This is a genomic window from Veillonella sp. 27098_8_77 (assembly GCF_041431535.1).
Taxonomy (GTDB): Bacteria; Bacillota; Negativicutes; order Veillonellales; family Veillonellaceae; genus Veillonella.
Genome location: NZ_JAPVXW010000004.1, coordinates 41,671 through 65,562, shown reverse-complemented (window position 1 = coordinate 65,562; position 23,892 = coordinate 41,671). Strand labels below are relative to the sequence as shown.

Genomic DNA, 23,892 nt, shown 5'->3' with positions numbered 1-23,892 from the left:
ACTATAACCACAATAAGAGAACCCCTTTATAGCATCACCACAGCCATAAAGGGGTATCATTGTCATTACGCTGGGCGGCTCCAATCGACTTGTACGTCGATGGCTTCCCACATGCGTGTAAGAGCTAGTTTAAAGTTATCCAAAGAGTCTAAAGGTTTTACTTGTACCCGTTCATATGTATCGAGACCTGTTGCATTCTCAATAGCACGTTCTTCGTTTAAGTATGCACGCACCTTGTCAACCCATTCTTGTTCCGGTAGATCCACCGTTACGGTTTTTGTATCAGTATCGTAAGATAAAAAACCATTGCTGTTTACGCCATAATGAATGGCCACACGAAATATACTCATATTTATACCTCTCTTGCAGATAGTTTCTTGCGTATACACATTTCTGTATAGCTACATTGTATCATGAATGTTTCTATTCATGAAAGATTTTTTATTCTTCATTCTCTAAATCAATTTCGGCCTTTAATTCCGACCGTTTTCGTCGTTCTCCCCCATCGCCGTGCGCGCGACGCCAAAGAGCGCCACTCATGATAGCCCCTTCGCCAAATTTAGAGGCTAACGAATCTAGCACTGTTGAAAGCTTCTCATCTTTCTCATCCGTTCCGATGGAGAATAAATCATCTTGTACAATGCCTTCTGTTGAAAGTCCACTGACCGTTACACCCAAAAGACGAATGGGCTTAATTGGCATATTGAGAACAGAGGTATCAAATTGAGGCAATGGTGCGGTGCGCATGAGCTTGTTCCACAACAATACAGATGTGTCATAGATAATACGTTCCTGGTCCGTAGCGGAGTCGAGCCGTTTTTGGCGAGATACGGTTTTAAAGTCGTTGTAACGCACCTTAATGGATACGGTATAGCCCATCAAACCATATTTACGCAATCGTTTGGCTACGCGATTGGCAAAGTAATGAAGTTCTAAGTCGATAACAGCTGGGTCCTCTATATCGCTTTCATAGGTCTCCTCATTACCAACAGACTGAATTTGGCGATCCGGTTCTACAGGCCGTTCATCAATGCCTCGTGCCAATTCCCAAATGCGGCGTGCCTGATTACCCACATAGGGTACTAATGGTTTCTCATCCGGCAAGGCCTGCACATCCTTAATCAAGGCAAAGCCACCATCTTTAAGGCGACGTTCCGTACTGGGACCTACGCCCCATATGCGTTTTATGGGCAAATTGGCGAGGCTTTCACATTCCTTACCATACGGAATAACCACAAGACCATCCGGCTTATCTAAGTCGGATGCCAGTTTAGCAAGGAATTTATTCGGAGCCAGGCCCGCCGAAATGATGAGCCCCGTTTCCTCAAACACGCGATCCTTAATGGCACGGCCCAAAGCCTTGGGGCCTGTAAATTTATGGGTAATACCCGTAACATCCAAGAAGGCTTCGTCCAGAGATAAGGGCTCAATGATAGGTGTAAATTCCTCCATCACCTTGTGGATGATATGAGAAATCTCCTTATAACGAGCCATATTTGGATACACGTAAATACCATGAGGACAAAGCTTTTTAGCCCTCGAAATGGGCATGGCTGAATGGACGCCAAACTTTCGAGCCTCATAGGATGCGGTGGCTACAACGCCACGCGAAGAAAGACCACCCACGATAACGGGGTGGCCTTTGTATTCAGGATGATCCAGTTGTTCTACGGATGCAAAGAAAGCATCCATATCAACATGCATAATCCAGCGTCTCATGATTACGCGTCTTTTTCGTGTTCATCAAGACGGCAGTATTTGATTTGTGCACAAATACATTCGTCTTTTGTTTTGTACAATTGCGGAATGATTTCCAAAATGTCACCAAATGTTTCTTCATTGATGGAATAACGAGTCCAAAGGCCATTACGTTGAGAATTTACAACGCCAGCATCAATTAAGATTTTCATATGGTAGCTTAATGTGGATTGAGACAAATTAAAGCTTGCCAAAATATCTGCTGCACACAACTCATTACAGGACAACATATCTATAATATGTAATCTTGTTTCATCACTGAGCGCTTTAAAAATCGTTGCTAAACGTTCATAAGAAACTTCAACCATAAGAAAACTCCTCAATATACATCAAAAATTATCAATCTACTTTTATACTATTATATACTATTTTTATATCTAAATCTATTTTTTTCTTTTTATTCTCATTAAAATATTTTAATTGACTAATCAAATTCATTTATGAGGCCAAAAATACGCATAAAAGCGGAGACTCTATATTGAGAATCTCCGCTTATTATTTTAGCGATATGTTACCCGATGTACCGAAATGCTAATTAAAATACGTTAACAAGGTCGATTGTTTGGTTACGATTAGGACCAACAGATACGATACCCAAAGGCACGCCTGTTACCTCTGCAATGCGTTCTACGTATTTGCGAGCATTTTCAGGCAATTCATCATAGGAACGGATGCCGGAAATGTCTGTTTCCCAACCTGGCAATGTTTCGTATACAGGTTCACATGCTTCAAGATCTTTCAAGCTAGCAGGGAAACCTTCAACGTTTTTACCGTTCAATTTGTAACCTACACAGATTTTCAATTCTTTGAAAGAATCAAGAATGTCCAAACGTGTAATAGCCAAATAATCAAGGCTGCTAAGACCTGCTGCGTATTTTACAACCATAAGGTCTAACCAACCAGTACGGCGAGGACGACCTGTTACAGTACCGAACTCATGACCAAGCGTACGAAGTTCTTCACCAATTTCATTAAGTTGTTCTGTAGGGAATGGACCTGCACCAACGCGTGTAGCGTAAGCTTTCACAACGCCGAAAATATTTTTCAAATAGTTAGGTCCTACACCAGCGCCTGTGGAAGCACCACCAGCGATTGGATGGGAAGATGTTACGAATGGATATGTACCATGGTCAAGGTCGAGCATAGTTGCTTGCGCACCTTCGAACAATACCTTTTTGTCCTCTTTAATCGCTTTCAACACAGCATTATTTGTGTCAGTTACGTAAGGTTTCAAAGCCTCTGCATATTTGATGTAATCCGCTAAGATTTCATCGTAGTTAACAGGTTCCGCATCGTATACCTTTGTAAGCATTTTATTTTTAAACTCAACATTGTACGCCAATTTTTGTTTGAAAGTTTCCATGTCGTACAAGTCGCAAATACGGATGCCGATACGGTTTACCTTATCAGCGTAGCAAGGGCCGATACCGTTTTTAGTAGTACCGATTTTAGCATCACCTTTGGATGCTTCTTCGGCCATATCAAGAGCAATATGGTAAGGCATGATGACATGAGCACGGTCAGAAATATGAAGGGATTTAGCAGATTTACCTTGTTTTTCAAGACCTTCGATTTCTTGTAACAACACCTTAGGGTCAATAACAACGCCTGTGCCAACTATATTTTGTTTATCATCGTACAAAATACCACTTGGCAATAAACGAAGCGCGAATGCTTTGTCATCTACCACAACAGTGTGACCTGCATTATTACCGCCTTGGCTGCGCACTACAACGTCTGCACGTTCCGCAATCCAGTCAACGATTTTACCTTTACCCTCGTCACCCCATTGAGTGCCGATTACCATACTTGTTGCCATATCTATGTCCTCCAATTGTGAAAGTCAAATTAATCCATAGTTATTATACAACATAATAGCAAAGCACGGAATGACTAAATAAAGATTACACGAATTCAATCTTTAACTTCTTGCCAAAGGCATGAGCAATCTTTCTTAATGTTTTCAACGAGGGATTTCCATTACCATTTTCTATTTTACTTATATCTGATTGCGTAATGCCTGTAATTTCAGATAATTGAGTCTGCGTCATATGAGCTTCAATACGTGCTTTAACTATATTTTCAATAATCTGATACTCATCTTCTAACTCATCCCATTCTTTTTTAAATTTAGGATTTTTTAATTGCTCAGCTAAATATTGATCTAATGTTTCCATATTATGTGTACCTTTCAATATAATCTTGTTTATACTTCAACGCCAATTCAATCGCGTTTCTAGGGGTCTTCATAGACTTTTTCACAAAGCCATTGGTCAAAACTATACGTTTACCAACAAAGAAAAAATATAAAATTCTAGAAATATTAGAGCCCTGCTTTGTCCTAAGTTCATAAATTCCAGACTCTAAAAATTTTGAAGTTGGTTCCCTTAATTTGTTACCACAGGTTTCAAGCAACTTTAAATCCCTAATCGTTTTAGCTCGTTGTTTTTCTGAAAGTTCGTTCAAAAACAGCTTGGCTGGTTGTTCTCCATTAGGTGTTTCATAAAAAATTACAGAAAATGATTCCATTTAATTCCTCCTATTTACTAGAAGAAATCTTTATCTTAATTATATGTTAAAACATATATTAGGTAAAGACATAATCAGCTAAACAACATTATATTTTCAACATAATCCACTACAAACCATAAGTCAATAGATAGGGGGTGACCAATGGTCACCCCCTATCTATTGACATTTCATCCTATTAAATTAATAAATTAAAATAAGCCTAGCATGTCCCCTACAAATTAGAACAGGCCTGTTCTAATTTTAAAGACGTATATTATGCGTCCCCAAGAATTAGCACAAGCCTGTACTATATAACAATTATTTTATTTTGGTTCCTTAAGCCAGAAGCTCATGAGTAATCCTACGGCACCAACAGGTATCAAGGTCATTAACGCTGTTTGTACATCGTAAATATCCGCTAAATGTCCAATATATGGCGCTACGAGACCACCTAGTGTAATACCAAGTCCCAATGTAATGCCTGATGCAAATCCTGCATTTTTAGCAAGGTATTTTTGTCCTAACACGGTAATAGGTCCATATTGCGAGAACACACCAAAGGCCATTGGTATCATGGCGCCAAAAAACCCCAAAATATTAGGTACAAAGATAAATACAAGAACAGATGGTAAGAATATGAGATTACCTAAGCGCACTGTTTTTAGAAAACCTAGTTTATCAGATAGGGCACCACCCATATAGGTGAGAACTGCGCCCATCGCAAAGTACATAGTAAGTGCCAAGCTAGATGCACCAGCTTCGCCATTGATAACCGTAATGTACAAAATCGGAATAAAAATAGATAATACGGAAAACAAAATAGATCGAGATGCGATGACAAAAAATAGCTTCGTGAAACTTACCCAATCATTTATGCCCTTATTTGTGGCTTTAATTTGGCTTTCACATTCACGCACATCACCGGCCTCAGTCGTGTGACCTGTGAAAGCATATAGATACAGCAACACGCCGAGCGCGGCAATAGCCGTAAACACCCAGAGGAATTGGCCGCCAAAGACATAAACGCCACCAGCAATAAGCGGCCCTAATGCAAATCCGGCGCTGCCACCAACTGCAAAGCGCCCCATAGCATTGCCAATCTCATGAGATTGTGTGCGATTCACAAGTAGAGCCGCCTCAGGATGAAATAGTGCAGCCCCAACCCCAGACATAAGCGCTAAGGCCAAAATCATTTCATAGCTTGTAGCCAGTGCAATGGCACTAATCGATACGAGCGTCACCGCAAAGCCAACCGGAATAAACCACGGCACACGCCACCGGTCAGCCACATATCCAAGCACAGGCTGCGCAATAGACGCCACAATGGTATTACAGAAAATAATCGCCGCCGACTGATAATAATTAAGATTAAAATTAGCAATAAAAAACGGTATCAACGCGGCAAGAGAACCTTGTCCGAAATCGTTAATGCAATGAAAGATAGGCGGTGCGTATTTTCTTATGGTGCTTTTCATGTATCCTCCAGATTTGGGTGGTGGTACCGGTAAAAACACTCCACCGGCCAGGTCTGCTTCGCCCTTTCGGGCTTCGCAGGGCCAAAGTCATGTTTTTACCGGTACCACCACCTCCCTTATGTACGTTAACTAATAAAAGCGCCATAAGAAAATACGGCACTTGCTGCAAATAAAAAGTTCGGCATAGAACTTATAGCGAAAAAGGACGGGTACCCTTCTCAAAACGACTTTGCCCTGTCCCCGAAGGGGACAGATTAAGGCGGTGGAGGCTTTGAGGAGGGTGCCCGTCCTGTACCGGTAGAATTATAGGCCGAAACGAGCCATTATTGTATCTACGTGTTTCAATAGTTTATATGGATCGAAGCATGCATCGATTTCTTCGTCGGTCATGTATTTTTTGATGTTTTCATCGGATTTTAGACCTGTAGCGAAGTCTTTGCCTTCGAGCCAGCGTTCCATAGCGTGTTTTTGTACCCAACGGTATGCTTCGTCACGTACGGCACCTTTGTCTACGAGGTGTGTCAAAATTGTTTGGCTGAATACAAGGCCACCTGTGAGGTTAAGGTTTTTAAGCATTGTTTCAGGATACACCAACAATTTATCGATAGTACGGATTGTTAGATGAAGCATGTAGTTCAACGCGATGGTTGCATCTGGTAAGATAACGCGTTCTACAGAGCTATGGGAGATGTCGCGTTCGTGCCACAAAGCTTGGTCTTCGTACGCAGATTGTGCGTAACCACGCAACAAACGAGCCATGCCGCAAATTCTTTCACATGTAATAGGATTGCGTTTATGAGGCATTGCGGAGGAACCCTTTTGTTTAGGGCTGAAGTATTCTTCGGCTTCGCGCACTTCGGTACGTTGCAAGTGACGGATTTCCAATGCGATTTTATCCAATGTACCGCCTACAATAGCGATGGTGGACAATAATTCAGCATGACGGTCACGTTGTACAACTTGTGTGGCAATTTTAACAGGTTCAAGACCTAGTTTTTCACATACATATTGTTCTACGAATGGATCGATATTGGAATATGTACCAACAGCGCCGGATAATTTTCCAACGGCAATGCTTTTACGAGCATGTTCCATGCGTTCGATATCGCGTTCTACCTCTGCCATCCAAAGGCAAAGTTTCAAACCGAATGTAGTAGGTTCGCCGTGAATACCGTGAGTACGACCAATCATAGGCGTATGTTTGAATTCTGCAGCGCGACGGCGCAATACAGCGTGTAATTGTTTCAAATCTTCGATCAAAATATCGCAAGATTGTTTCATCATATAGCCAAGTGCTGTATCCTTAACGTCTGTGGATGTCAAGCCAAGATGAATGTATTTAGCCGCTTCAGGGCCTACATATTCGCCCACAGCAGTCACAAAGGAAATGATGTCATGATTTGTTTCACGTTCGATTTCGTGAATTCTTTCAACATCAAAATTGCCCTTTTCCCGAATGATTTTTGCCGCTTCCTTCGGAATCACGCCAAGCTCAGCTTGCGCTTCAGATGCCAATGTTTCAACCAATAACATTGTGTCGAACTCGTTGCGTTCGCTCCAAATATGGCCCATTTCTTCTCGTGTATAACGTGGTATCATGATGTCTCCTTTGCATGGTGAAAGCTAGATTTTTTATATAATAATTGTACCATATGTGAAAGCTCGGTTCAATAAATCTTATGTATTTTTCCGAATAATATATATATTAGTATTTCTTAATGTTCGGTTTTTAGATAAAACAAAATTTATTGATATATCCATATCTCATAGGCACTTCGAAATAGCATCTCCAATTCACCATTTCTATTTTTTGTATAGATTGATTTGTGATTTATTATTATAATAGTAATGTATAAATAAATTATATATCGTATCAACATACTAATCTATATAGGAGTAATCATGGCAAAGAAACAACATAGAGATCGCGTACAACAACAAAAGGAACCCCAAACAGCGGGCACGTTGATGAAATTATTTTTTCTCATCAGTTTTGTCGTTTTAGGCTTATTCGTATTCAACGATATGCCCATTAACTGGATTTTAGGCGTATACATAATAGACATCTTAGTATCCCTTGTATACGTGGCTTTCAACAGAAACCGTATCACCACATCTGATGTAGTGCACACGAATGTGCGTCGCATCGTATCATTCTTAATCATGCTCATTACGATGTTCTTCTACGCTTTTGCGTTGTGGCGCGTTGATCAATATACTACGCAAATGCAGGTGACATTGTTCATCGGTGGCGTCATCATTTACTATGCGGTGTTCAACAGCACGAAAACGGCGTTAAAACGTAAGTAGTTGAACAACGGACACAAACAATAGCACGTAGTTGAGCAACAGACGCAAACAATAGCACGTAGTCGAACAAGAGATTACTCACCTAGCAAATCATAGGCATAACAAAAGAGGCATATCTTACATACGGTCTTGTATGTGAGGTATGCCTCTTTATTGTCCTAGTACGACAGGGATGGCTAGGGACACGACTTGTCCACGTTTGTTAACAATGCTACCGCTATTCTTGATGATACGGATGGCTTCATCTCGTACGTCAGGAGGAACGGAATCCTCTACGATACGAGGTGTATTAACGCCGACGATGACATTACCATTGGCGTCAAAGTTAACGCGCACAACGGCTTCGCCTTGCACGGATGATGCTTGGCCTTGTTCTTTCACTTGGCGCAAATATTCCGTAGGATTAATATCCGATTGTTCGAGCCACGCCCGTTGACCCGGCGTCAACAAATTGAGTGCATCCGCAAAAAACGATAGGTCTTTGTCTGTATTATCGAGACCATTGCCTTGAGCATTCGGATCCGTCGATACGTCATTGCCTACTAATTTCTTTTGTTGTTCCTGTTTTTGATGTGTCACTACACCAGTCTCACCGCCAGTGGCCTCAGATTCTATAGCCTTTGGAACAGCCCATTCACGTTTTGTAATCGGTGTTGGTTGTTCTGTGTCTATCTTTTTCTGGGGTTCCACAGTGTTTACAGGAGGTTTTGTTTCTTGTTTCTGAGCTACCGATGCAGGTGCGTCAGTAGGCGGTTTTGATTCCTCTGGTGGCGGCGTTACCGTCGGATGATCCTCGGCGTGTTCACTTTCACCAGCATCGGCCAAATCAAAGCTAATCTCAGCTGCCTCTTGGCCTGCACCAGTGCCACCCATGCCCTTTAGTGAAAGCCCCATGCCCGTTATCATGAGGATACTGATGCACAGGGATATCAAAAACGGTCGAAAATAATGCGATTCAAACATAGAATCACTTCCGATCCGTAGCGACACTAATATACTTAGCGCCATTTACTTTCAGCATATCGAGAAGGGCGATAACCTCGTTATAATACACATCCTTAGACGCGCGAATAACAAAAGCCTGACGTGGCGTGGTCCGCACGATATCCTGTACCTCTTGGGAGAGATTATCTGCAGAAATTTCGCGGTTATCGATATAGAGTTTATGCGATGTAGTAAGAGTAATGATGATCGGTTCAATGGATTTAGCCGTCGAAGTCGATGTGGATGGTAAATTTAACGGAATTTGTTGCTCCGTATTCATGTATAAGGTGCCGACCATGAAGAATACCAATAGGAAAAATACGATATCAATCATAGGGATAATCATAATAGTTGGTTCTTTTTTCACTCCTAATGTACGGCGTCTCATAGGTCATGTTCCTCGTTGTACGCATCGAGGATGCTGCCACATTCATGTTCTAAGGCTACGATAAAATCATTCACCTTCGCCGCACAATAACTATGAAAAGCGAGGGCAATAATAGCCACCGTAAGACCTGTTGCAGTTGCCACTAAGGCTTCGGATACACCACCTGTGATGATGGTCGGGGCCCCAATGTCGCCACCTACAACGGCAAAGGCGCGAATCATGCCGAGAACGGTACCGAGCAAGCCGAGCAACGGCGCCATCGTAACAATCATGCTAAGCCAGCTAAGGCCGCGTTTTAAACGTTCATCGGTATAGCCTACCAAGTCTTGCAAGCGGTTTTCTAAACCATTATAATTTTTTGCACTGCGCAAGGCCTTTGCAAAGAGAGTACCTAGATTTTGCGTATCTCGTTCCAATACGGTTGGCAACATAATCCAACCTGGATGATTATTTAGAACAGCCGTGAATTGGCGTATGTCCTTGCGAAACTTGCGGTATAGCAAAAAACGCTCAATGCCTATCATCAGCGTAACGACGAGAAAAATAACGAGTGGATACATGACGAACCCACCGGCTGCGAATAAATGTGTAATACTACTCATACTAACCTCCAAAAACCTACACCCATTTAGGCTCTTATCTTATAATTATAACACGTTTTTATACATCAAAACATATGAGGCATACCATAAAAAAGGGCTACATCAATAGACATGCTATTTGATGTAGCCCTTGTACGTACATGGCTAGATATTATTTATCAAGTTTATTAATATCCAAGCGATTCATACTACCAATGAAGCGATTGTAGGATTCAATCATATCATTGTAATGATCAGCTGATTGGTCACCTAAGAATGTACGAATTCTACCGATAGTTGTATTTAATTGAGACTTAGCAGTGTTATATTCTGGACTAGTAACGCTACTAGCCACATCCATAATGCCTTGTAACTCTTGGTTAGCTGCATTTACATCGATTTGTTTGCCTTCTTCAAAGCCATCTAATAGAGCCGTTAAGCGTAAATGAACTTCTTGAACTGCGGCAGCATTTTTCTTACCGGAATCTTTAAGTTCTTTCAACTGTTCTTGTTGGTTTTCCGTATTGTGTTTGTGAACTACTGCGTCTAACTGATTATATGCTGCATAGAATTGATCATATAGTTGAACGTATTTAGGTCCTAATTGTTGTTCCTTAGCATAATTATCTGCTTGATATGAATTAGTTTGGTAGTACGTATCCAATTCACTGGCTACTGGTACAATATCCTTTAATACAGCCAATACGTTGTCTAAAGGTTCCTTCATATCATCATATGGTACGCCAGCGTCTTTAGCAGCTTGCAACTTTTGTTGTAAGGTATCAAAGTGTGGTGCCATGAAGCTTGTTAAATGTTGCCCCTCTTTTAGTTTTTGAACGGACGGATTGATAGCATATCCAAAGCGTACGGACCAACTATTAAAATCGCCAATCGCTTCGATATAGTTATTGAATACTTTAACATCCTGTTGCGATGCCTTTTGAGCGCCTTGTTGCACCCCATTGGCAATCTTAGAGAAGCTACAGCCACTCATAAATAATGGGGATGTAAGAGCAGTTACACACAATACTGCTGTTGTCAGTTTTTTTACTAATGGATTCAAAATAAATCTCTCCTTTTAAAATAACCTATAGAGTATACATCTATAACTAAATTATATACTAAATATGATTTTTATGAAAGCTATATTTATGCATTTCATGAAACAAAAAAAGGCATAGTACCTATCAATTTCTATCGATTACAAATCGATAGCAGTATAGATACTATGCCTTTATGTATAGAGATTATTTTAAGGACTTATCAAAGACGCCAATAAGTTCTTCGACGGCTTGAGATTCACTCATTTCTCCATCTAAGACAGCCGCTTCGACTTCGCCCATACGACCTTGAATGACTACATTATTAAAGAATAGGTTATGCAAGTGTTCATCAATCATATCGCGTACCCAACGAAGGGATTGTTCTTGACGACGTTTGAGGAATACGCCATTTTCTTTGCCTTGTTCAGAAAATTCTTGGATTACATCCCACAATTCGTCGAGGCCATCCTTTGTAACGGCAGAACATGTGTAGGCTTGGGTTTTCCATTTTTCCGTAGCAGGGCGGATATAATGTAACATCCGATCATAATCACTACGGGCAATGAGCGCCCGTTTGAGGTTATCCCCATCCGCCTTGTTGACCACAATGGCATCGGCCAATTCCATAACGCCTTTTTTGATGCCTTGTAATTCATCGCCGGCACCGGTCAATACGATGAGCATAAAGAAGTCGACCATGGAACGAACGGTAACTTCACTTTGCCCTACCCCAACGGTTTCGACGAGAATAATATCGTATCCGGCAGCCTCGCAAAGCAGCATGGTTTCTCTACTTTTACGAGCCACACCGCCTAGTGTGCCACCAGCCGGCGATGGACGGATATACGCCTCTGGATGTTTCGTCAACGTTTCCATCCGCGTCTTATCGCCCAAAATACTACCCTTTGTAACTTGGCTAGTAGGGTCTACGGCAAGTACGGCTACCCTGTAACCTGCTTCAATGAGCATGTTCCCGAAAGCTTCGATAAATGTACTTTTACCAGCCCCAGGCACACCGGTAATACCGATGCGCAACGCCTTGCCTGTACGAGGCAATATGGCTTGTAACACTTGTTGAGCTAATTTAAAGTGTTCCTTATTATTACTTTCTACTAATGTGATAGCCCGTGAAAGTATAACGCGGTCACCCTGCTCGATACCGCGTACATAATCAGCGACAGATAATTTCTTACGCCGCTGTACGGGACGTACCGACGGAGCCAGATGAGCGGAACTAGATAAGAGGCCGTCATGCATTTCTTTGACGCCTTTCATTACGTGACACGCGAAGGTATCATCTTTTTTAGCATCTTCTGGCACCCAATCGGGACGGTATGTATCAACCATTGAATTCTTCGTCTTGAATGTGGTCAATCAATGTTTCTAGTAATTTCTTAGCCGCTACAGGCAAGACTGTACCAGGTCCAAAGATAGCCACTGCGCCATGTTCGCGTAGGAATTCATAGTCCTGAGCAGGGATTACGCCACCGATGGCAACCAAAATATCTCCGCGGCCACGTTTCTTGAGTTCTTCTACAAGTTGAGGTAACAATGTTTTGTGACCTGCTGCAAGAGAACTGAACCCGACGATGTGAACGTCATTATCCACAGCGTCTTGTGCGGTTTCTTCTGGAGTTTGGAACAAAGGTCCGATATCCACGTCAAAGCCCATATCCGCGAAGGATGTAGCGATAACTTTGGCACCGCGGTCATGACCGTCTTGACCCATTTTAGCAATCATGATACGTGGACGACGACCTTCGAGTTCTTCGAAATCATCCGCCATGCGACGTACTTCTTTGATTACATCGTCATCTTCAAATTCGCTAGAGTATACACCAGAAATAGAGCGAATAACCGCTTTATGACGGCCGCAAACTTTTTCAACAGCGAAGGAAATTTCGCCCAAGGATGCACGAGCACGAGCTGCTTCAAGTGCAAGAGCAAGCAAGTTGCCTTCCCCAGATTCTGTGGCATTTGTAATCGCTTCGAGGCAGGATTGAACCTTGTCTTCGTCACGGTTAGCACGCAATTGTTCTAAGCGGCGAATTTGCGCTTCCCGTACAGCCGTGTTATCTACGTCGAGGATATCCAATGGATCTTCTTTATCTAGACGATATTTATTGATACCAATAATAGCTTCACGGCCAGAGTCGATACGAGCTTGGCGACGAGCTGCCGCTTCTTCAATACGCATCTTAGGAAGACCAGTGTCAATCGCTTTCGCCATACCACCAAGGGATTCGATTTCTTGAATATGACCCCAAGCGCGACGAATCAATTCATCAGTCAATGCTTCTACATAGTAGGAACCGCCCCATGGATCAATAACCTTACATACCTTAGTTTCATCTTGAATGTAAAGTTGTGTATTACGCGCAATACGTGCAGAGAAGTCTGTAGGCAACGCGATGGCTTCATCAAGCGCATTCGTATGTAGGGATTGCGTATGACCCAACGCAGCACCCATCGCTTCCATACATGTACGGGCAACGTTGTTGAATGGATCTTGTTCTGTTAAAGACCAACCAGAAGTTTGGCTGTGTGTACGAAGTGCCATGGATTTTGAATTTTCAGAACCGAAGCTCTTAATAATCTTAGCCCACAACATACGTGCTGCACGCATTTTTGCCACTTCCATGAAGTAGTTTTTGCCGATTGCCCAGAAGAAAGACAAACGAGGAGCGAATTGGTCAACATGGAGGCCTGCATTTACACCGGTACGGATGTATTCAAGACCATCGGCCAATGTGTAACCTAATTCGATATCCGCCGTTGCACCCGCTTCTTGCATATGGTAGCCAGAAATGGAAATACTGTTGAACTTAGGCATGTACTGGGATGTATACGCAAAGATATCACCGATAATGCGCATGGACGTAGCTGGTGGGTAAATATAGGTATTACGTACCATGAACTCTTTCAAGATATCATTTTGGATTGTACCAGCCATAACCTTTTTATCAACGCCTTGTTCTTCACCAGCTAGGATGTAGAACGCCATAACAGGCAATACAGCGCCGTTCATTGTCATGGATACGGACATTTGGTCAAGAGGGATACCGGAGAATAGAATTTCCATATCGAGGATGGAGTCTACCGCAACGCCCGCTTTACCAACGTCGCCCACTACGCGAGGATGGTCGGAGTCATAACCACGGTGAGTAGCAAGGTCAAAGGCGATAGACAAACCTTTTTGACCGGCTGCCAAGTTACGACGATAGAACGCATTGGATTCTTCGGCTGTGGAGAAACCTGCGTATTGACGTACTGTCCAAGGACGAGTTACGTACATGGTAGAGTAAGGTCCACGCAAGAATGGAGGTATACCAGCCATATAGTCTAGGTGTGTCATTCCTTCATAATCCATCTCTGTATAGAGAGGTTTTAATTGGATTTGCTCCATTGTTGTGTTATATAATTCTTCAAAGTTCTTTCCCGTTTCTTTTTTAAGCTCAGCAAGCCATGCATCGCGAGATGTGGCAGTCTGAGATCCCAAGCCAAGAGAGGAGAAGTCTGGATTTTTAAACATGAGCTCACATCCCTTTCTTATCTTGTAACGCATGTAGAATTTCGTAGCAGTTTGCGCGAACAGAGATGAAATCATCTACACCGGCTTCACGGTATACAGGTTCTAATTCCTTAGAAGGTGCACCTGCTAAAATAACCGTTACGTGAGGCATAGTTTCTTTCAATTCCTTAGCGAGTGGTGGTACTAATTCAGGATATGTAGCATCTGTAGAACAGATAACTACTACATCAGCGCCACTTTCACGAGCTGCTTTGGCCGCATCAGCCGTTGTTTCATGACCGTCATTTTTAATAACTTCGAATGCCGCTACTTCAAAGAAGCCTGTGGAGAAATCTGCACGAGGTTTATGTTGAGGAATAGGGCCCATATTAGCCAAGAATACCTTCACATTATCCTTTGTGCGTTGTTTATAATTTTCCGTACGCATACGAAGGGCTTCAAATTGTTCCGTCCAACGATGAGCTGTGATAGGTTCGATTGTTTCAGACGAAATATCGCCCGCATCCAAGGCCTTACGGATTTGACGCATTGTCATTTTTTGCAATGCCCCAAGTTCGATGAGTCCAATCAATGCACCTGGTTCCGTTGTGCTTGCTTCGAGTGTAGATTGAGCTTTTACAACCGCGTCTGGATCTGCCGTTGCCAAGTATTCTTCGAGATGAGCTACCCGTTTTTGACGCAATGTTTCTTGATTTTCAGGTTTTGGATCAAGCAATTCTTCCGTCATGTTCGCGTACATGTTGTTACCAACGGCTACATCCTTACGGAATGCAAGGTTCTTAAAGCGTTCATTAAGAATCGTCTTAACTTGCGCTTGAGGATACCCTTCCTTCAATGCAGCAATGATACCGCCTTTAGATTCGATAGTTTGGAATTCATTCCAAATCTTTTCGCATAATTCAGCAGCCAATGTTTCTACATACCAGGAACCGCCTACAGGATCGACTGGTTGACGCAATTCGAATTCAGTTTGCAACATAACTTGGATGTTACGAGCAATGCGACGAGAGAATTCATCGGATTTGCGAATTGGTTGGTCGAATGGAGATACTTCAAGGCTATTGAGACCGCCTACAACGCCAGAGAATGCTTGTGTGGTGTTACGCAACAAGTTTACATATGGGTCGTATACAGTTTTTGTGAAAGCAGATGTTCTGCCGTGTACATGAACAGCGCGGTCAGCTTCTTCTGCGCCAAAAGCTTCCATGATGCATGCCCAAAGTACGCGCAATGCACGCAATTTAGCAATTTCCATGAAGAAGTTAGCACCCAAGGAGAATGTGAACATCATGCTCTTAGCGATGGTGTGAATATCGATGTTGCGTTGTGCTAATTGACGTACGTAGCAAACAGCTGTTGCCAATGCATAAGCAACCTCTTGCACATCGTTAGCACCGCCATTAGCGTATACATCGCCGGATACGAGCACCGTTTTAAGCTCAGGTGCTTGTTCCTTAGACCATACAACAGTATGTGCCATTTCATCAAAAGCAGTATCTAAAGACATATGTAATGCACCGTCTTTAGCCCACACGCCGATAGGATCTGCACCAACGAGACCTTTCAAATCGGATGTTTGCTTTTTAGAAGCTTTCACAGTAGCCGACAACATACCTAGCAAGATTGCTGCAGATGCGCCAGTTTCAATGTATAAAGGATTTTCCTTAAGATTAAATCGTTCAATTAATTGGCTGCAATCGTCCATTGTGGACAAGGATGTGCCACCTACGCCAACAGATGCGCCTACTTGCACGTCTTGATCATGGCGTGTTGCTTCATCAAGGCGAATGTTGTGAATGGTAGCGCCTTTCACAATTTCGTATAAACTTGCATGATTGGCATCCTTAGGTAAGGATTCGTCCACATATTGGGATACACCCCAAGAATCTTTAATATAGCCGCTTGCTTTTGTACCACGTAGGAACTCGCCTGCGCCAGGATAAACGCCCTTAGGAATCTTTTCCTGATGCAATGCAGGTGTGTAAATAGGTTGTAACGTAATACCTTCATAGGTTTTGGTGAACATTTTTTTATTGAAATCGCCACCTTTTAACGCCTTTTCAACCTCAGCCTGCCATCGTTCATACGTAGGTTTCTCAAACTCATCAAAGGATACAGGCGCCAGTAAATCGCGTTCAGCGTCCTTTGAAGTCTTTTTGTCAGACATATATGTGCCTCCTTTTCAACTTGAAACCATACAGGGGAACAGCGCACCGTACCAGTGAGTTGCTTGTATATGAGTTACATAGGCGCAAATATGTGCCCATCAACATATGATGCTTCTCCGATTAAACTAGTAAGCCTATGCCATATAAAACAGACTCTCTAATGTGGCAAATAAAAAACGTGCCACCCGAGAGTGACACGTTAGGTTACATATTGAATGGTACACTAAAAACACTGTAGCCAAAGCACTGTATCTAGCATACCTCAATCCCCTTCCTATCGCTCGTAGGTACATAACGGTGATTATCAAATAGGCAGTTCTCCTGGCTTGGGGTCAACACCTTGCTTTCGCCTTCCCAGATTGCTCCAGTGGCATTTTTGAAAGCAGGCTCATCCTCACAGTGGCGGGACCGCATCGGCTTGTACCGATTTCTCTATTAAGTCTTGCGACACCTATTCTCCATATTCGTTGTTCTATGTCCAATATAGTGTAAAATTATTCACAAAGTCAATGAACATAACCGGAAATCATAAGTGCTAAATTTTAAGTTATAATTAACTCATGCATGCAATAACAAAAACGCATAGATATGATTTCAAGTATTCCATATATAAGTCAACTCCACTACATAATCACCATGTTATAATAATTCTACGAGTGGGAGGTCGTATTATGAACGAAATAAACAAAAAAGGTCTCAGCACCACATTACTGTGCTGTTTAATATGGGGCTTGCTGCCCCTCTATTGGGCGCTTTTAAACCAAGTATCATCCTTTTCCGTATTATCGCACCGCATCATATGGTCCGGTTTTTGGATGTTCTTTCTCGTCATCGCTACGGGACGTGAACAACTGCGCATCGACATACAACATTTGCACACCCATCTTACGCAATTAGGACTACTATTACTGGCCGCTGTGCTGATCAGCGTCAACTGGTTTACCTACATTTGGGCCGTTACAAATCAGCACGTACTCGACACGAGCCTCGGCTATTACATCAACCCATTGCTCAATGTATTACTAGGCATCCTAATCTATAAAGAAACCTTGCTATGGCCACAGAAACTCAGCATCGCTATCGCCGTCTTAGGTGTGTCCATTATGACATTCCAAATGGGTACATTACCAATTGTATCCATCATTCTAGCCGTATCCTTTAGCCTCTATGGGGCCGTCAAAAAACGTCTCACCATCCATCCATTTTCGAGCATCGCCTTCGAGGCATGGCTCGTCACACCGGTAGCATTATGGTATTTAGTAGCTGTGGATACCACCTCGTGGGCCTTTATCGATAACCTAACGCCGACCGGTCTCCTCCTCATCGGCGCCGGCCTCACCACATCAATCCCGCTCATTCTCTTTTCATATGGTGCTCGTCTATTGCCCCTAAACATTCTCGGATTTTTACAATACCTGTCTCCTACCATGGGCTTCTTCTTAGCCATCTTCTACTTTGGTGAAAGCTTTGGTACAGCCCAACTCATAGCATTCGGCTGTATCTGGGTCGCACTCGTATTATTCTCATTATCTAATCGAATACCATCAGCTCGTAAGAGAAGCTAAAAGAAGGCTGTATCAAATGACATTTTCATTTGATACAGCCTTTTTGTATTCATATAACGTACTGGAAACTCAACGCTTATTAATCCAGCTCATTCATATCGGTCGTATTCATATTAGAAATATAATGGTTGTAAGCCTCAACCATACGATTATAATCCTTATCTTGTTTTGAAGCCATATAAGTTCGAATAGCGCCGATTGTAGAGTTTACGGAGCTCTTAACAGTATCATAATTAGAGCTAGTAATACCATTAGACAAATCACCAATTGCTTGTAACTCTTGATTAATCGCGTTCACATCCGGTTGGTTTTCACCATCTAGCTTTTCAAGAACAGCGGTAAGCCTCAAATGAACCTCTTGTGCAGCGGCTGCATTTTTCTTACCTGCATCACGCAATTGTTGTAATCGTTGTTGCAATCGATCGAGGTTAATTTTATGCATCAGATTATCAAAGTCCGCATAGATAGGCACAAATTGCTCATACAACTGTACATATTTTGGACCTAATTGCTGTTCCTTAGCATGGTTATCTGTGGTGTATCCTTTAGATTTATAATATGCATCCAATTCTTCGGCTACCGGTGTGATTTCATTCAATTTTGAAAGCAACTTATCTAGGGGCTCCTTCATTTCATCATAAGGAATACCCTCTTGCTTAGCCTCTTCTAATTCTTTTTGTAGCTGCTTAAAGTTCGGTGTATTAAATACAGTTAAATGCTTGCCTGCTTTTAAATCATTAATCGTCGGTGTATTCGCATAATCAAACATAACAGACATACGATTATATCGGCTTATGGCTTTCACATATTGATTAAATAGCTGTACCTGATTCTGTTCCGACCGCTGTGCAATCTCCTTGCGGCTCTGCTCAGTGCCCTGCCAGAGTTCTGACATGCTACAACCGCTCAAAAACAACGGTGATGTCAGCGTTACTGCACACAATACAGCCATTGCGAGCCTTTTGCCAAGTGGTTTCATGATGAATTCTCTCCTTTCATCAATATACAGCTTAGTTTATACATTCTAATTATATATCATTATGATTTATATAAATAGAACCAATGCACAAAAATCATATAACTATCATTTGTCAAGTGACCAATAGAGTCAGGGGTGACCAATAGTCACCCCTATTTTTATTTATATACTGTTAAACTACAGATAATAAGAAATAACTCCTAACAATTGTTTTATACGTGTACACGTGTTATTATGTAAAGGAGAGAATATGAAAGATAAAGATCTATTAAAATGACTGTTGAAAAGTGGTTGGAAGGATGTACGGCAGCGCGGTAGCCACCATCGTTTGAAAAAAGATGATTAAGTTGAAGTGATTGCCGTACACGGAAAAGATGTACCTACAGGTTTATTAAATGCCATTTTGAAGAGAACAGGACTAAAATAAGGAGGCCCTATGAAGTTTATATACCCGGCTATAATCCACGATGATTCTGATGGTTTCTGGGCTGAATTTCCAGATTTAGAATATACAAGCAGCACTGGTTCAACACTAACAGAACTTGTAACTAATGCACAAGAGGCTATGGAACTGTATATTTTAGGAGCTCTAGAAGATGGAGAAAACTTACCTACGCCTACATCTATCCGCAACTTACCTTGTACAGATACAACCTATCCTACATTAGTGCAAACGGATATTGACCTTGCTAAAAACAGCAAATCCATCAAAAAAACATTAACAATTCCCGCATGGCTTAACGACCGCGCCTTAGAAAAGGGAATCAATTTCTCACAATTATTACAAGAAGCATTAGTAGAAAAAACATTATAAATCAACGAGTTGTTTAAATCTTTCATTATTATGAAAGCGTTCAAAGTGATTTTGTTCAGCAGCAACCGCCTTTACAGAAGGATCTATTTTAATTGCTCTTTCAAGCCAATCAAGGGCCTTAGTATCATCTCCTTGGTCTGCATAAATGGTAGCAATACCATACACAGACCAGGTGTTGCTAGGGTCCTTTTCTAATACCTTTTCAAACCATTGTTTAGACTCATTTAATTGACCTTGTAGCTTATAAACCATGGCCATATTATAATAGTTAGCCACATTATTAGGGTCTAAATCATAGGCCTTTTTAGTATCAATCAAACCTTTAGCGGTATCGCCATTGAGTGCTGTGGCAAAACCGCGGATAGAATAAGCTTCAGCATTATTCGCATTTACATTAATAGCTATTGTCGATTCTTCTATCGCCTTATTATAATTGCCAGACGATAGGGCTTGTTTAGCGACAGTTACATGTTCATCTTGACCTTGAGTTGTTTTAGCCTGTTCATTAGCGGTTGTTGTAGGCTTAGTATCTTGCTGAGACTTAGTATCTGTACTACAACCTAATAAAGCAAATAAACAGATACATAATAGAATATATTTCATTAACTATCTCTTCCTTATCTATCTAATACATCATAAAGGTACTAAAATAATACATTAAAAAAGGACGAGCCGCAACTCGTCCTTTTTCGTTATATTGTCGGTAATTTCATACACTCTACCTATGAGTAATATAGCATAGAAATCTACAACTAGTAAACACTATCAATTATAGCTTTTACATATTAGTTTTTAGCCTTAGAGCAACGATCCAACAAGTATGCAACGCTTACAAATGGGATGCCGCCGCTTTCACCAAGACCAATTTCACATGTAGAACTGGAGCTTACGCCAAGTGTAGCACCATATTCGGCAACTTCACTAGCAAGGTCTTTTGTAGCACATTTATTAAGTTCTGGTGTGAAGAAACCTTTTTGACCGGCAAAGCCATCACATGCAAAGGATTTGATATTAAATACATGGTCAGAGCAGAGGCGTGCCAAGTCTTCGATGTATTGAGATTTGCCCAATACTTTGATTTTACATTGTTTATGAACAAGAACGCGTTCATCACATTTTGTAATATCAAGACGAGGTACTACGAATTTGCATAAGAATTCAGAAATATCATTGATTTCTAAATCTGGCATATGTTTGAATGCGTGGTTGAAGCATGCACTATGGTCGATAACGATTGGGTATTTACCATTTTGAGATGCTTTCATCAACGCATCGTGTAAATCTTTTACAGCACGTTCATGTACGTCATCGTAGTTTTCAAAGCTCAAGCCACAGCAGAGGTTTTCGATATGTTCAGGATAGATGATATCGATTTGAGCCTTATTGCAGAGGCTTTCAACAACTTGTTGCAAGCTGCGTTGATCATCATAACCTTGGTTTTGACGGAACGCACGGTTCGCACAAGTACTGAAGTATACAACCTTTTCAAAGTTAGTAGGTTTAATGCGGTTTTTCAATTTATAGCGGTTAGCCTTAGGTGTTGTTTTAGGTACATAAGGTGTTACGCCAGTTACGCCATGTAAACCTTCAGTGATTTTGGAAATTGCTTTTTGTGTGATAATAGCACCAGCAATGCCTTCAAGGCTTACGCCGGCACGGCACATTTCAAGAGTACTGGAGAAGTTATCGTAAATTTTCTTAGCCAAACCAGGTGCTGGTGGATCGATGCGACGCATGGATAATGCGATTTGTGCAGTATCGATGCTAAGTGGGCAAAGACCTTTACACATGGAGCATGCAGCACAAGTTTCAACGCCGAAATATTCATAACCTTTTTTAAGTTCGTTTGCTACAGCGAAATTGCCTTCATTTTCAAGGCGTTTAGTTTCGCGCAACAATGCGATACGTTGGCGTGGTGTCAATGTCAAATTACGGCTAGGGCAGTTCTTTTCACAGAAACCACATTCCATACAGATTGTGAAAGCATCATCAATAACGCATTGTGCTTTAAGGTTTTTCTTGTACACATCTGGGTCATCAGTAATCATAACATCAGGGTTCAAGATGCGAGTAGGGTCAAAGATTGCTTTGATGCGACGGTTGATTTCGTACGCTTTGCGGCCCCATTCCATTTCAATGAAAGGTGCCACCATGCGACCTGTACCATGTTCAGCTTTCAAAGAACCACCAAAACCAGATACGCGTTCGGACATTTCTTTTACCAAATCGCCGAAGTTCTTAGTATCTTTAGGATCGCTGAAATCAGGAGTAATGTTAAAGTGAACGTTACCGGACAACGCATGACCGAAGATTACGCCACCATCAACAAAATCGTATTTGTGGAATAATTCAGTAAGCATTTCGATGCCCTTAGTGAAGTCTTCGATTTGGAAGCAAACGTCTTCTGTGATAACAGTAGTACCTTTTCTACGTTGACCACCAACGATTGGCAAGATACCTTTACGGATTGCCCACCAGGAATCGTATTCCTTAGGATCTTGAGAATAAAGACTTGGAATAGCTGTTGGAATATCTTTCAATTGTTCTTTAATGAAAGCCAAGTTTTCATCAACAATTTCTTTGGAATAGCTTTCAGTTTGGAACAAAATAGCACTTGTACCTTCTGGAACTTCACGAACGAAGTCAGGTACATTATCTAGAGTTTGAACTGCTTTTAAGGATTGATAGTCCATCATTTCAGCAGCAACAACCTTTTCACGGCCCATATTAGCCAAGGCTACAACGGCAAGAGATGCGTCGTTCAATGTGCTGAAGAACATGAGACCGCAACCTTTGTGAGGTACATCTTCAACAGTGTTGTACACGATTTCAGATACGAAGCCCAATGTACCTTCGGAACCGATGAACAAGTGATTGATAATATCGATGATATCTTCAAAATCTACAAGGGAGTTCAAGCCGTAACCTGTAGTATTTTTGATTTTGTATTTATGATGAATCAAATGAGTCAACTCTTCATCAGCCAAGATTTCTTTGCGCAATTGCAAAATATCTTCAACCATTTGAGGTTTTTCTTTTAGGAATTGATCGATGCTCTTTTTATCGGATGTATCCAAAATAGAACCATCTAATAAGACAACGCGAATAGAGCGAATTGTTTTATAAGAGTTTTGTGCAGTACCACAGCACATACCGGAGGAGTTATTGTTCAAAATACCGCCTACCAATGCTGTTGCAAGCGTTGCAGGATCTGGACCGATTTTACGGTTATATGGTTTCAACAAATCATTTGCATCGGAACCGATAACACCACATTCACAACGCAATGCTTTGCCATCGTCGATAACTTCCATTTTTTTGAAGCCATCATTACATACGATAAGCACGTCTTCACTGGAACATTGACCAGATAAAGAAGAACCAGCTGCACGGAATGTAAATGGTGTGCCGCATTGTTGACACAAACGAATAAGACGACGTACTTCGGATTCGTTTTCTGCTTTTACCACTACTTTTGGTAAATAACTGTAACAAGATGCATCTACACCATACGCATAACGGCGCAGACGGTCTGTATAAACACGATCCTTACAAATCGCTTGCGCCTCTTTGGCAAAACGATCATAATCTTTAACTAATGTACTCACTTGAAAAGCCTCCAATCCTATCCTTAGGAAAATTTCTTTTATAACTAGTATACGCCGTTCTCATTTCGGTCGCTACCATTATGCATAAATTGTATATGAAATATAAATTCTATAGATACGCAATACAAAATACGACTTAGTTGAAAGTTGATTTCATTTACCAGAAAAACAAGTGC

General features: G+C 41.5%; 21 protein-coding genes and 1 riboswitch. Of the genes, 3 read left to right on the top strand and 18 right to left on the bottom strand.

The genetic code is table 11. The features are described 5' to 3' along the window. Positions 1-65: 65 nt before the first annotated feature. From O3617_RS03715 to purB, 8 genes are all read right to left on the bottom strand, one after another. Positions 66-350 (bottom strand): hypothetical protein, encoded by a 285-nt coding sequence (locus O3617_RS03715; RefSeq protein WP_371448755.1) that lies wholly within the window; start codon positions 348-350, stop codon positions 66-68. 91 nt (positions 351-441) lie between these two features. Continuing rightward, positions 442-1,719 carry a DNA polymerase IV gene (dinB, locus tag O3617_RS03710; protein ID WP_371448753.1) on the bottom strand — a complete coding sequence of 426 codons (1,278 nt, stop codon included), beginning with the start codon at positions 1,717-1,719 and terminating at the stop codon, positions 442-444. A gap of 2 nt (positions 1,720-1,721) precedes the next feature. After that, the gene (locus O3617_RS03705) at positions 1,722-2,066 is read right to left on the bottom strand and encodes a helix-turn-helix transcriptional regulator (RefSeq protein ID WP_156931794.1); all 345 of its coding nucleotides are present in this window, start codon (positions 2,064-2,066) and stop codon (positions 1,722-1,724) included. 227 nt (positions 2,067-2,293) lie between these two features. Then, positions 2,294-3,577 (bottom strand): adenylosuccinate synthase, encoded by a 1,284-nt coding sequence (locus tag O3617_RS03700; RefSeq protein WP_371448752.1) that lies wholly within the window; start codon positions 3,575-3,577, stop codon positions 2,294-2,296. Between the two features lie 85 nt (positions 3,578-3,662). Further along, entirely contained in the window at positions 3,663-3,935 is a 273-nt protein-coding gene (locus tag O3617_RS03695) for a helix-turn-helix domain-containing protein (protein ID WP_301836562.1), read from the bottom strand. Between the two features lies 1 nt (position 3,936). Further along, positions 3,937-4,287 (bottom strand): type II toxin-antitoxin system RelE/ParE family toxin, encoded by a 351-nt coding sequence (locus O3617_RS03690; protein ID WP_118353874.1) that lies wholly within the window; start codon positions 4,285-4,287, stop codon positions 3,937-3,939. 305 nt (positions 4,288-4,592) lie between these two features. Then, positions 4,593-5,744 carry an MFS transporter gene (locus O3617_RS03685; RefSeq protein ID WP_371448750.1) on the bottom strand — a complete coding sequence of 384 codons (1,152 nt, stop codon included), beginning with the start codon at positions 5,742-5,744 and terminating at the stop codon, positions 4,593-4,595. Between the two features lie 303 nt (positions 5,745-6,047). Beyond that, complete coding sequence (gene purB, locus O3617_RS03680) at positions 6,048-7,343, bottom strand: adenylosuccinate lyase (protein ID WP_371448748.1); 1,296 nt, start codon at positions 7,341-7,343, stop codon at positions 6,048-6,050. A 303-nt stretch (positions 7,344-7,646) separates the two neighbouring features. Here purB and O3617_RS03675 point away from each other — a divergent pair, with 303 nt between their 5' ends. Next, positions 7,647-8,054, top strand: a complete 408-nt coding sequence (locus O3617_RS03675) for a CAAX protease (RefSeq protein ID WP_371448746.1) — start codon at positions 7,647-7,649, stop codon at positions 8,052-8,054. Positions 8,055-8,204: 150 nt separating this feature from the next. Here the strand turns inward: O3617_RS03675 and O3617_RS03670 are convergent, their stop codons facing one another. The 7 genes from O3617_RS03670 to O3617_RS03640 form a co-directional block, all read right to left on the bottom strand. After that, on the bottom strand, positions 8,205-8,960 hold the full coding sequence (locus tag O3617_RS03670) for a hypothetical protein (RefSeq protein ID WP_371448745.1): 756 nt from the start codon (positions 8,958-8,960) through the stop codon (positions 8,205-8,207). Positions 8,961-9,021: 61 nt separating this feature from the next. Then, positions 9,022-9,426 (bottom strand): biopolymer transporter ExbD, encoded by a 405-nt coding sequence (locus O3617_RS03665; protein WP_005378118.1) that lies wholly within the window; start codon positions 9,424-9,426, stop codon positions 9,022-9,024. Continuing rightward, positions 9,423-10,028: a MotA/TolQ/ExbB proton channel family protein gene (locus tag O3617_RS03660; RefSeq protein WP_371448743.1), complete on the bottom strand. Its 606-nt coding sequence runs from the start codon at positions 10,026-10,028 to the stop codon at positions 9,423-9,425. Before O3617_RS03660 ends, O3617_RS03665 begins: the two co-directional genes overlap by 4 nt. A gap of 151 nt (positions 10,029-10,179) precedes the next feature. After that, positions 10,180-11,070 carry a DUF3829 domain-containing protein gene (locus O3617_RS03655; protein ID WP_316055802.1) on the bottom strand — a complete coding sequence of 297 codons (891 nt, stop codon included), beginning with the start codon at positions 11,068-11,070 and terminating at the stop codon, positions 10,180-10,182. Between the two features lie 184 nt (positions 11,071-11,254). Next, a complete protein-coding gene (gene meaB / locus O3617_RS03650) occupies positions 11,255-12,397 on the bottom strand; it encodes a methylmalonyl Co-A mutase-associated GTPase MeaB (protein WP_316055801.1) in 1,143 nt (380 codons plus the stop codon). After that, the gene (gene scpA, locus O3617_RS03645; protein WP_371448741.1) at positions 12,390-14,582 is read right to left on the bottom strand and encodes a methylmalonyl-CoA mutase; all 2,193 of its coding nucleotides are present in this window, start codon (positions 14,580-14,582) and stop codon (positions 12,390-12,392) included. Before scpA ends, meaB begins: the two co-directional genes overlap by 8 nt. Before the next feature lie 4 nt (positions 14,583-14,586). Continuing rightward, the gene (locus tag O3617_RS03640) at positions 14,587-16,749 is read right to left on the bottom strand and encodes a methylmalonyl-CoA mutase family protein (protein ID WP_371448740.1); all 2,163 of its coding nucleotides are present in this window, start codon (positions 16,747-16,749) and stop codon (positions 14,587-14,589) included. 294 nt (positions 16,750-17,043) lie between these two features. Next, positions 17,044-17,220: riboswitch (cobalamin riboswitch) on the bottom strand. Positions 17,221-17,421: 201 nt separating this feature from the next. Between O3617_RS03640 and rarD the strand changes: the two genes are divergently transcribed. After that, the gene (rarD, locus tag O3617_RS03635; protein WP_371448738.1) at positions 17,422-18,315 is read left to right on the top strand and encodes an EamA family transporter RarD; all 894 of its coding nucleotides are present in this window, start codon (positions 17,422-17,424) and stop codon (positions 18,313-18,315) included. A gap of 79 nt (positions 18,316-18,394) precedes the next feature. Here rarD and O3617_RS03630 read toward each other — a convergent pair whose 3' ends face one another. Next, complete coding sequence (locus O3617_RS03630) at positions 18,395-19,294, bottom strand: DUF3829 domain-containing protein (protein WP_371448736.1); 900 nt, start codon at positions 19,292-19,294, stop codon at positions 18,395-18,397. Between the two features lie 436 nt (positions 19,295-19,730). On the opposite strand from O3617_RS03630, the gene O3617_RS03625 reads away from it, so the two are divergent. Then, a complete protein-coding gene (locus O3617_RS03625; RefSeq protein WP_371448734.1) occupies positions 19,731-20,108 on the top strand; it encodes a type II toxin-antitoxin system HicB family antitoxin in 378 nt (125 codons plus the stop codon). On the opposite strand, the gene O3617_RS03620 is transcribed toward O3617_RS03625, so the two are convergent. Beyond that, positions 20,103-20,711, bottom strand: a complete 609-nt coding sequence (locus O3617_RS03620) for a tetratricopeptide repeat protein (RefSeq protein WP_371448733.1) — start codon at positions 20,709-20,711, stop codon at positions 20,103-20,105. The two genes, O3617_RS03625 and O3617_RS03620, sit on opposite strands and share 6 nt — an antisense overlap. A 182-nt stretch (positions 20,712-20,893) precedes the next feature. Next, positions 20,894-23,716, bottom strand: coding sequence for an FAD-binding and (Fe-S)-binding domain-containing protein (locus O3617_RS03615; protein WP_371448731.1), 2,823 nt, complete (start codon positions 23,714-23,716; stop codon positions 20,894-20,896). Between the last annotated feature and the right edge of the window lie 176 nt (positions 23,717-23,892).

Bases quoted from the DNA above. Each gene is read 5' to 3' on its own strand.
- meaB (WP_316055801.1), bottom strand. From the start codon at position 12,397: ATGGTTGATACATACCGTCCCGATTGGGTGCCAGAAGATGCTAAAAAA.
- O3617_RS03625 (WP_371448734.1), top strand. From the start codon at position 19,731: ATGAAGTTTATATACCCGGCTATAATCCACGATGATTCTGATGGTTTC.
- O3617_RS03620 (WP_371448733.1), bottom strand. From the start codon at position 20,711: ATGAAATATATTCTATTATGTATCTGTTTATTTGCTTTATTAGGTTGT.
- scpA (WP_371448741.1), bottom strand. From the start codon at position 14,582: ATGTTTAAAAATCCAGACTTCTCCTCTCTTGGCTTGGGATCTCAGACT.
- O3617_RS03695 (WP_301836562.1), bottom strand. From the start codon at position 3,935: ATGGAAACATTAGATCAATATTTAGCTGAGCAATTAAAAAATCCTAAA.
- O3617_RS03700 (WP_371448752.1), bottom strand. From the start codon at position 3,577: ATGGCAACAAGTATGGTAATCGGCACTCAATGGGGTGACGAGGGTAAA.
- O3617_RS03705 (WP_156931794.1), bottom strand. From the start codon at position 2,066: ATGGTTGAAGTTTCTTATGAACGTTTAGCAACGATTTTTAAAGCGCTC.
- O3617_RS03665 (WP_005378118.1), bottom strand. From the start codon at position 9,426: ATGAGACGCCGTACATTAGGAGTGAAAAAAGAACCAACTATTATGATT.
- O3617_RS03660 (WP_371448743.1), bottom strand. From the start codon at position 10,028: ATGAGTAGTATTACACATTTATTCGCAGCCGGTGGGTTCGTCATGTAT.
- O3617_RS03715 (WP_371448755.1), bottom strand. From the start codon at position 350: ATGAGTATATTTCGTGTGGCCATTCATTATGGCGTAAACAGCAATGGT.
- purB (WP_371448748.1), bottom strand. From the start codon at position 7,343: ATGATACCACGTTATACACGAGAAGAAATGGGCCATATTTGGAGCGAA.
- O3617_RS03640 (WP_371448740.1), bottom strand. From the start codon at position 16,749: ATGTCTGACAAAAAGACTTCAAAGGACGCTGAACGCGATTTACTGGCG.
- O3617_RS03685 (WP_371448750.1), bottom strand. From the start codon at position 5,744: ATGAAAAGCACCATAAGAAAATACGCACCGCCTATCTTTCATTGCATT.
- O3617_RS03675 (WP_371448746.1), top strand. From the start codon at position 7,647: ATGGCAAAGAAACAACATAGAGATCGCGTACAACAACAAAAGGAACCC.
- dinB (WP_371448753.1), bottom strand. From the start codon at position 1,719: ATGAGACGCTGGATTATGCATGTTGATATGGATGCTTTCTTTGCATCC.
- rarD (WP_371448738.1), top strand. From the start codon at position 17,422: ATGAACGAAATAAACAAAAAAGGTCTCAGCACCACATTACTGTGCTGT.
- O3617_RS03670 (WP_371448745.1), bottom strand. From the start codon at position 8,960: ATGATAACGGGCATGGGGCTTTCACTAAAGGGCATGGGTGGCACTGGT.
- O3617_RS03690 (WP_118353874.1), bottom strand. From the start codon at position 4,287: ATGGAATCATTTTCTGTAATTTTTTATGAAACACCTAATGGAGAACAA.
- O3617_RS03630 (WP_371448736.1), bottom strand. From the start codon at position 19,294: ATGAAACCACTTGGCAAAAGGCTCGCAATGGCTGTATTGTGTGCAGTA.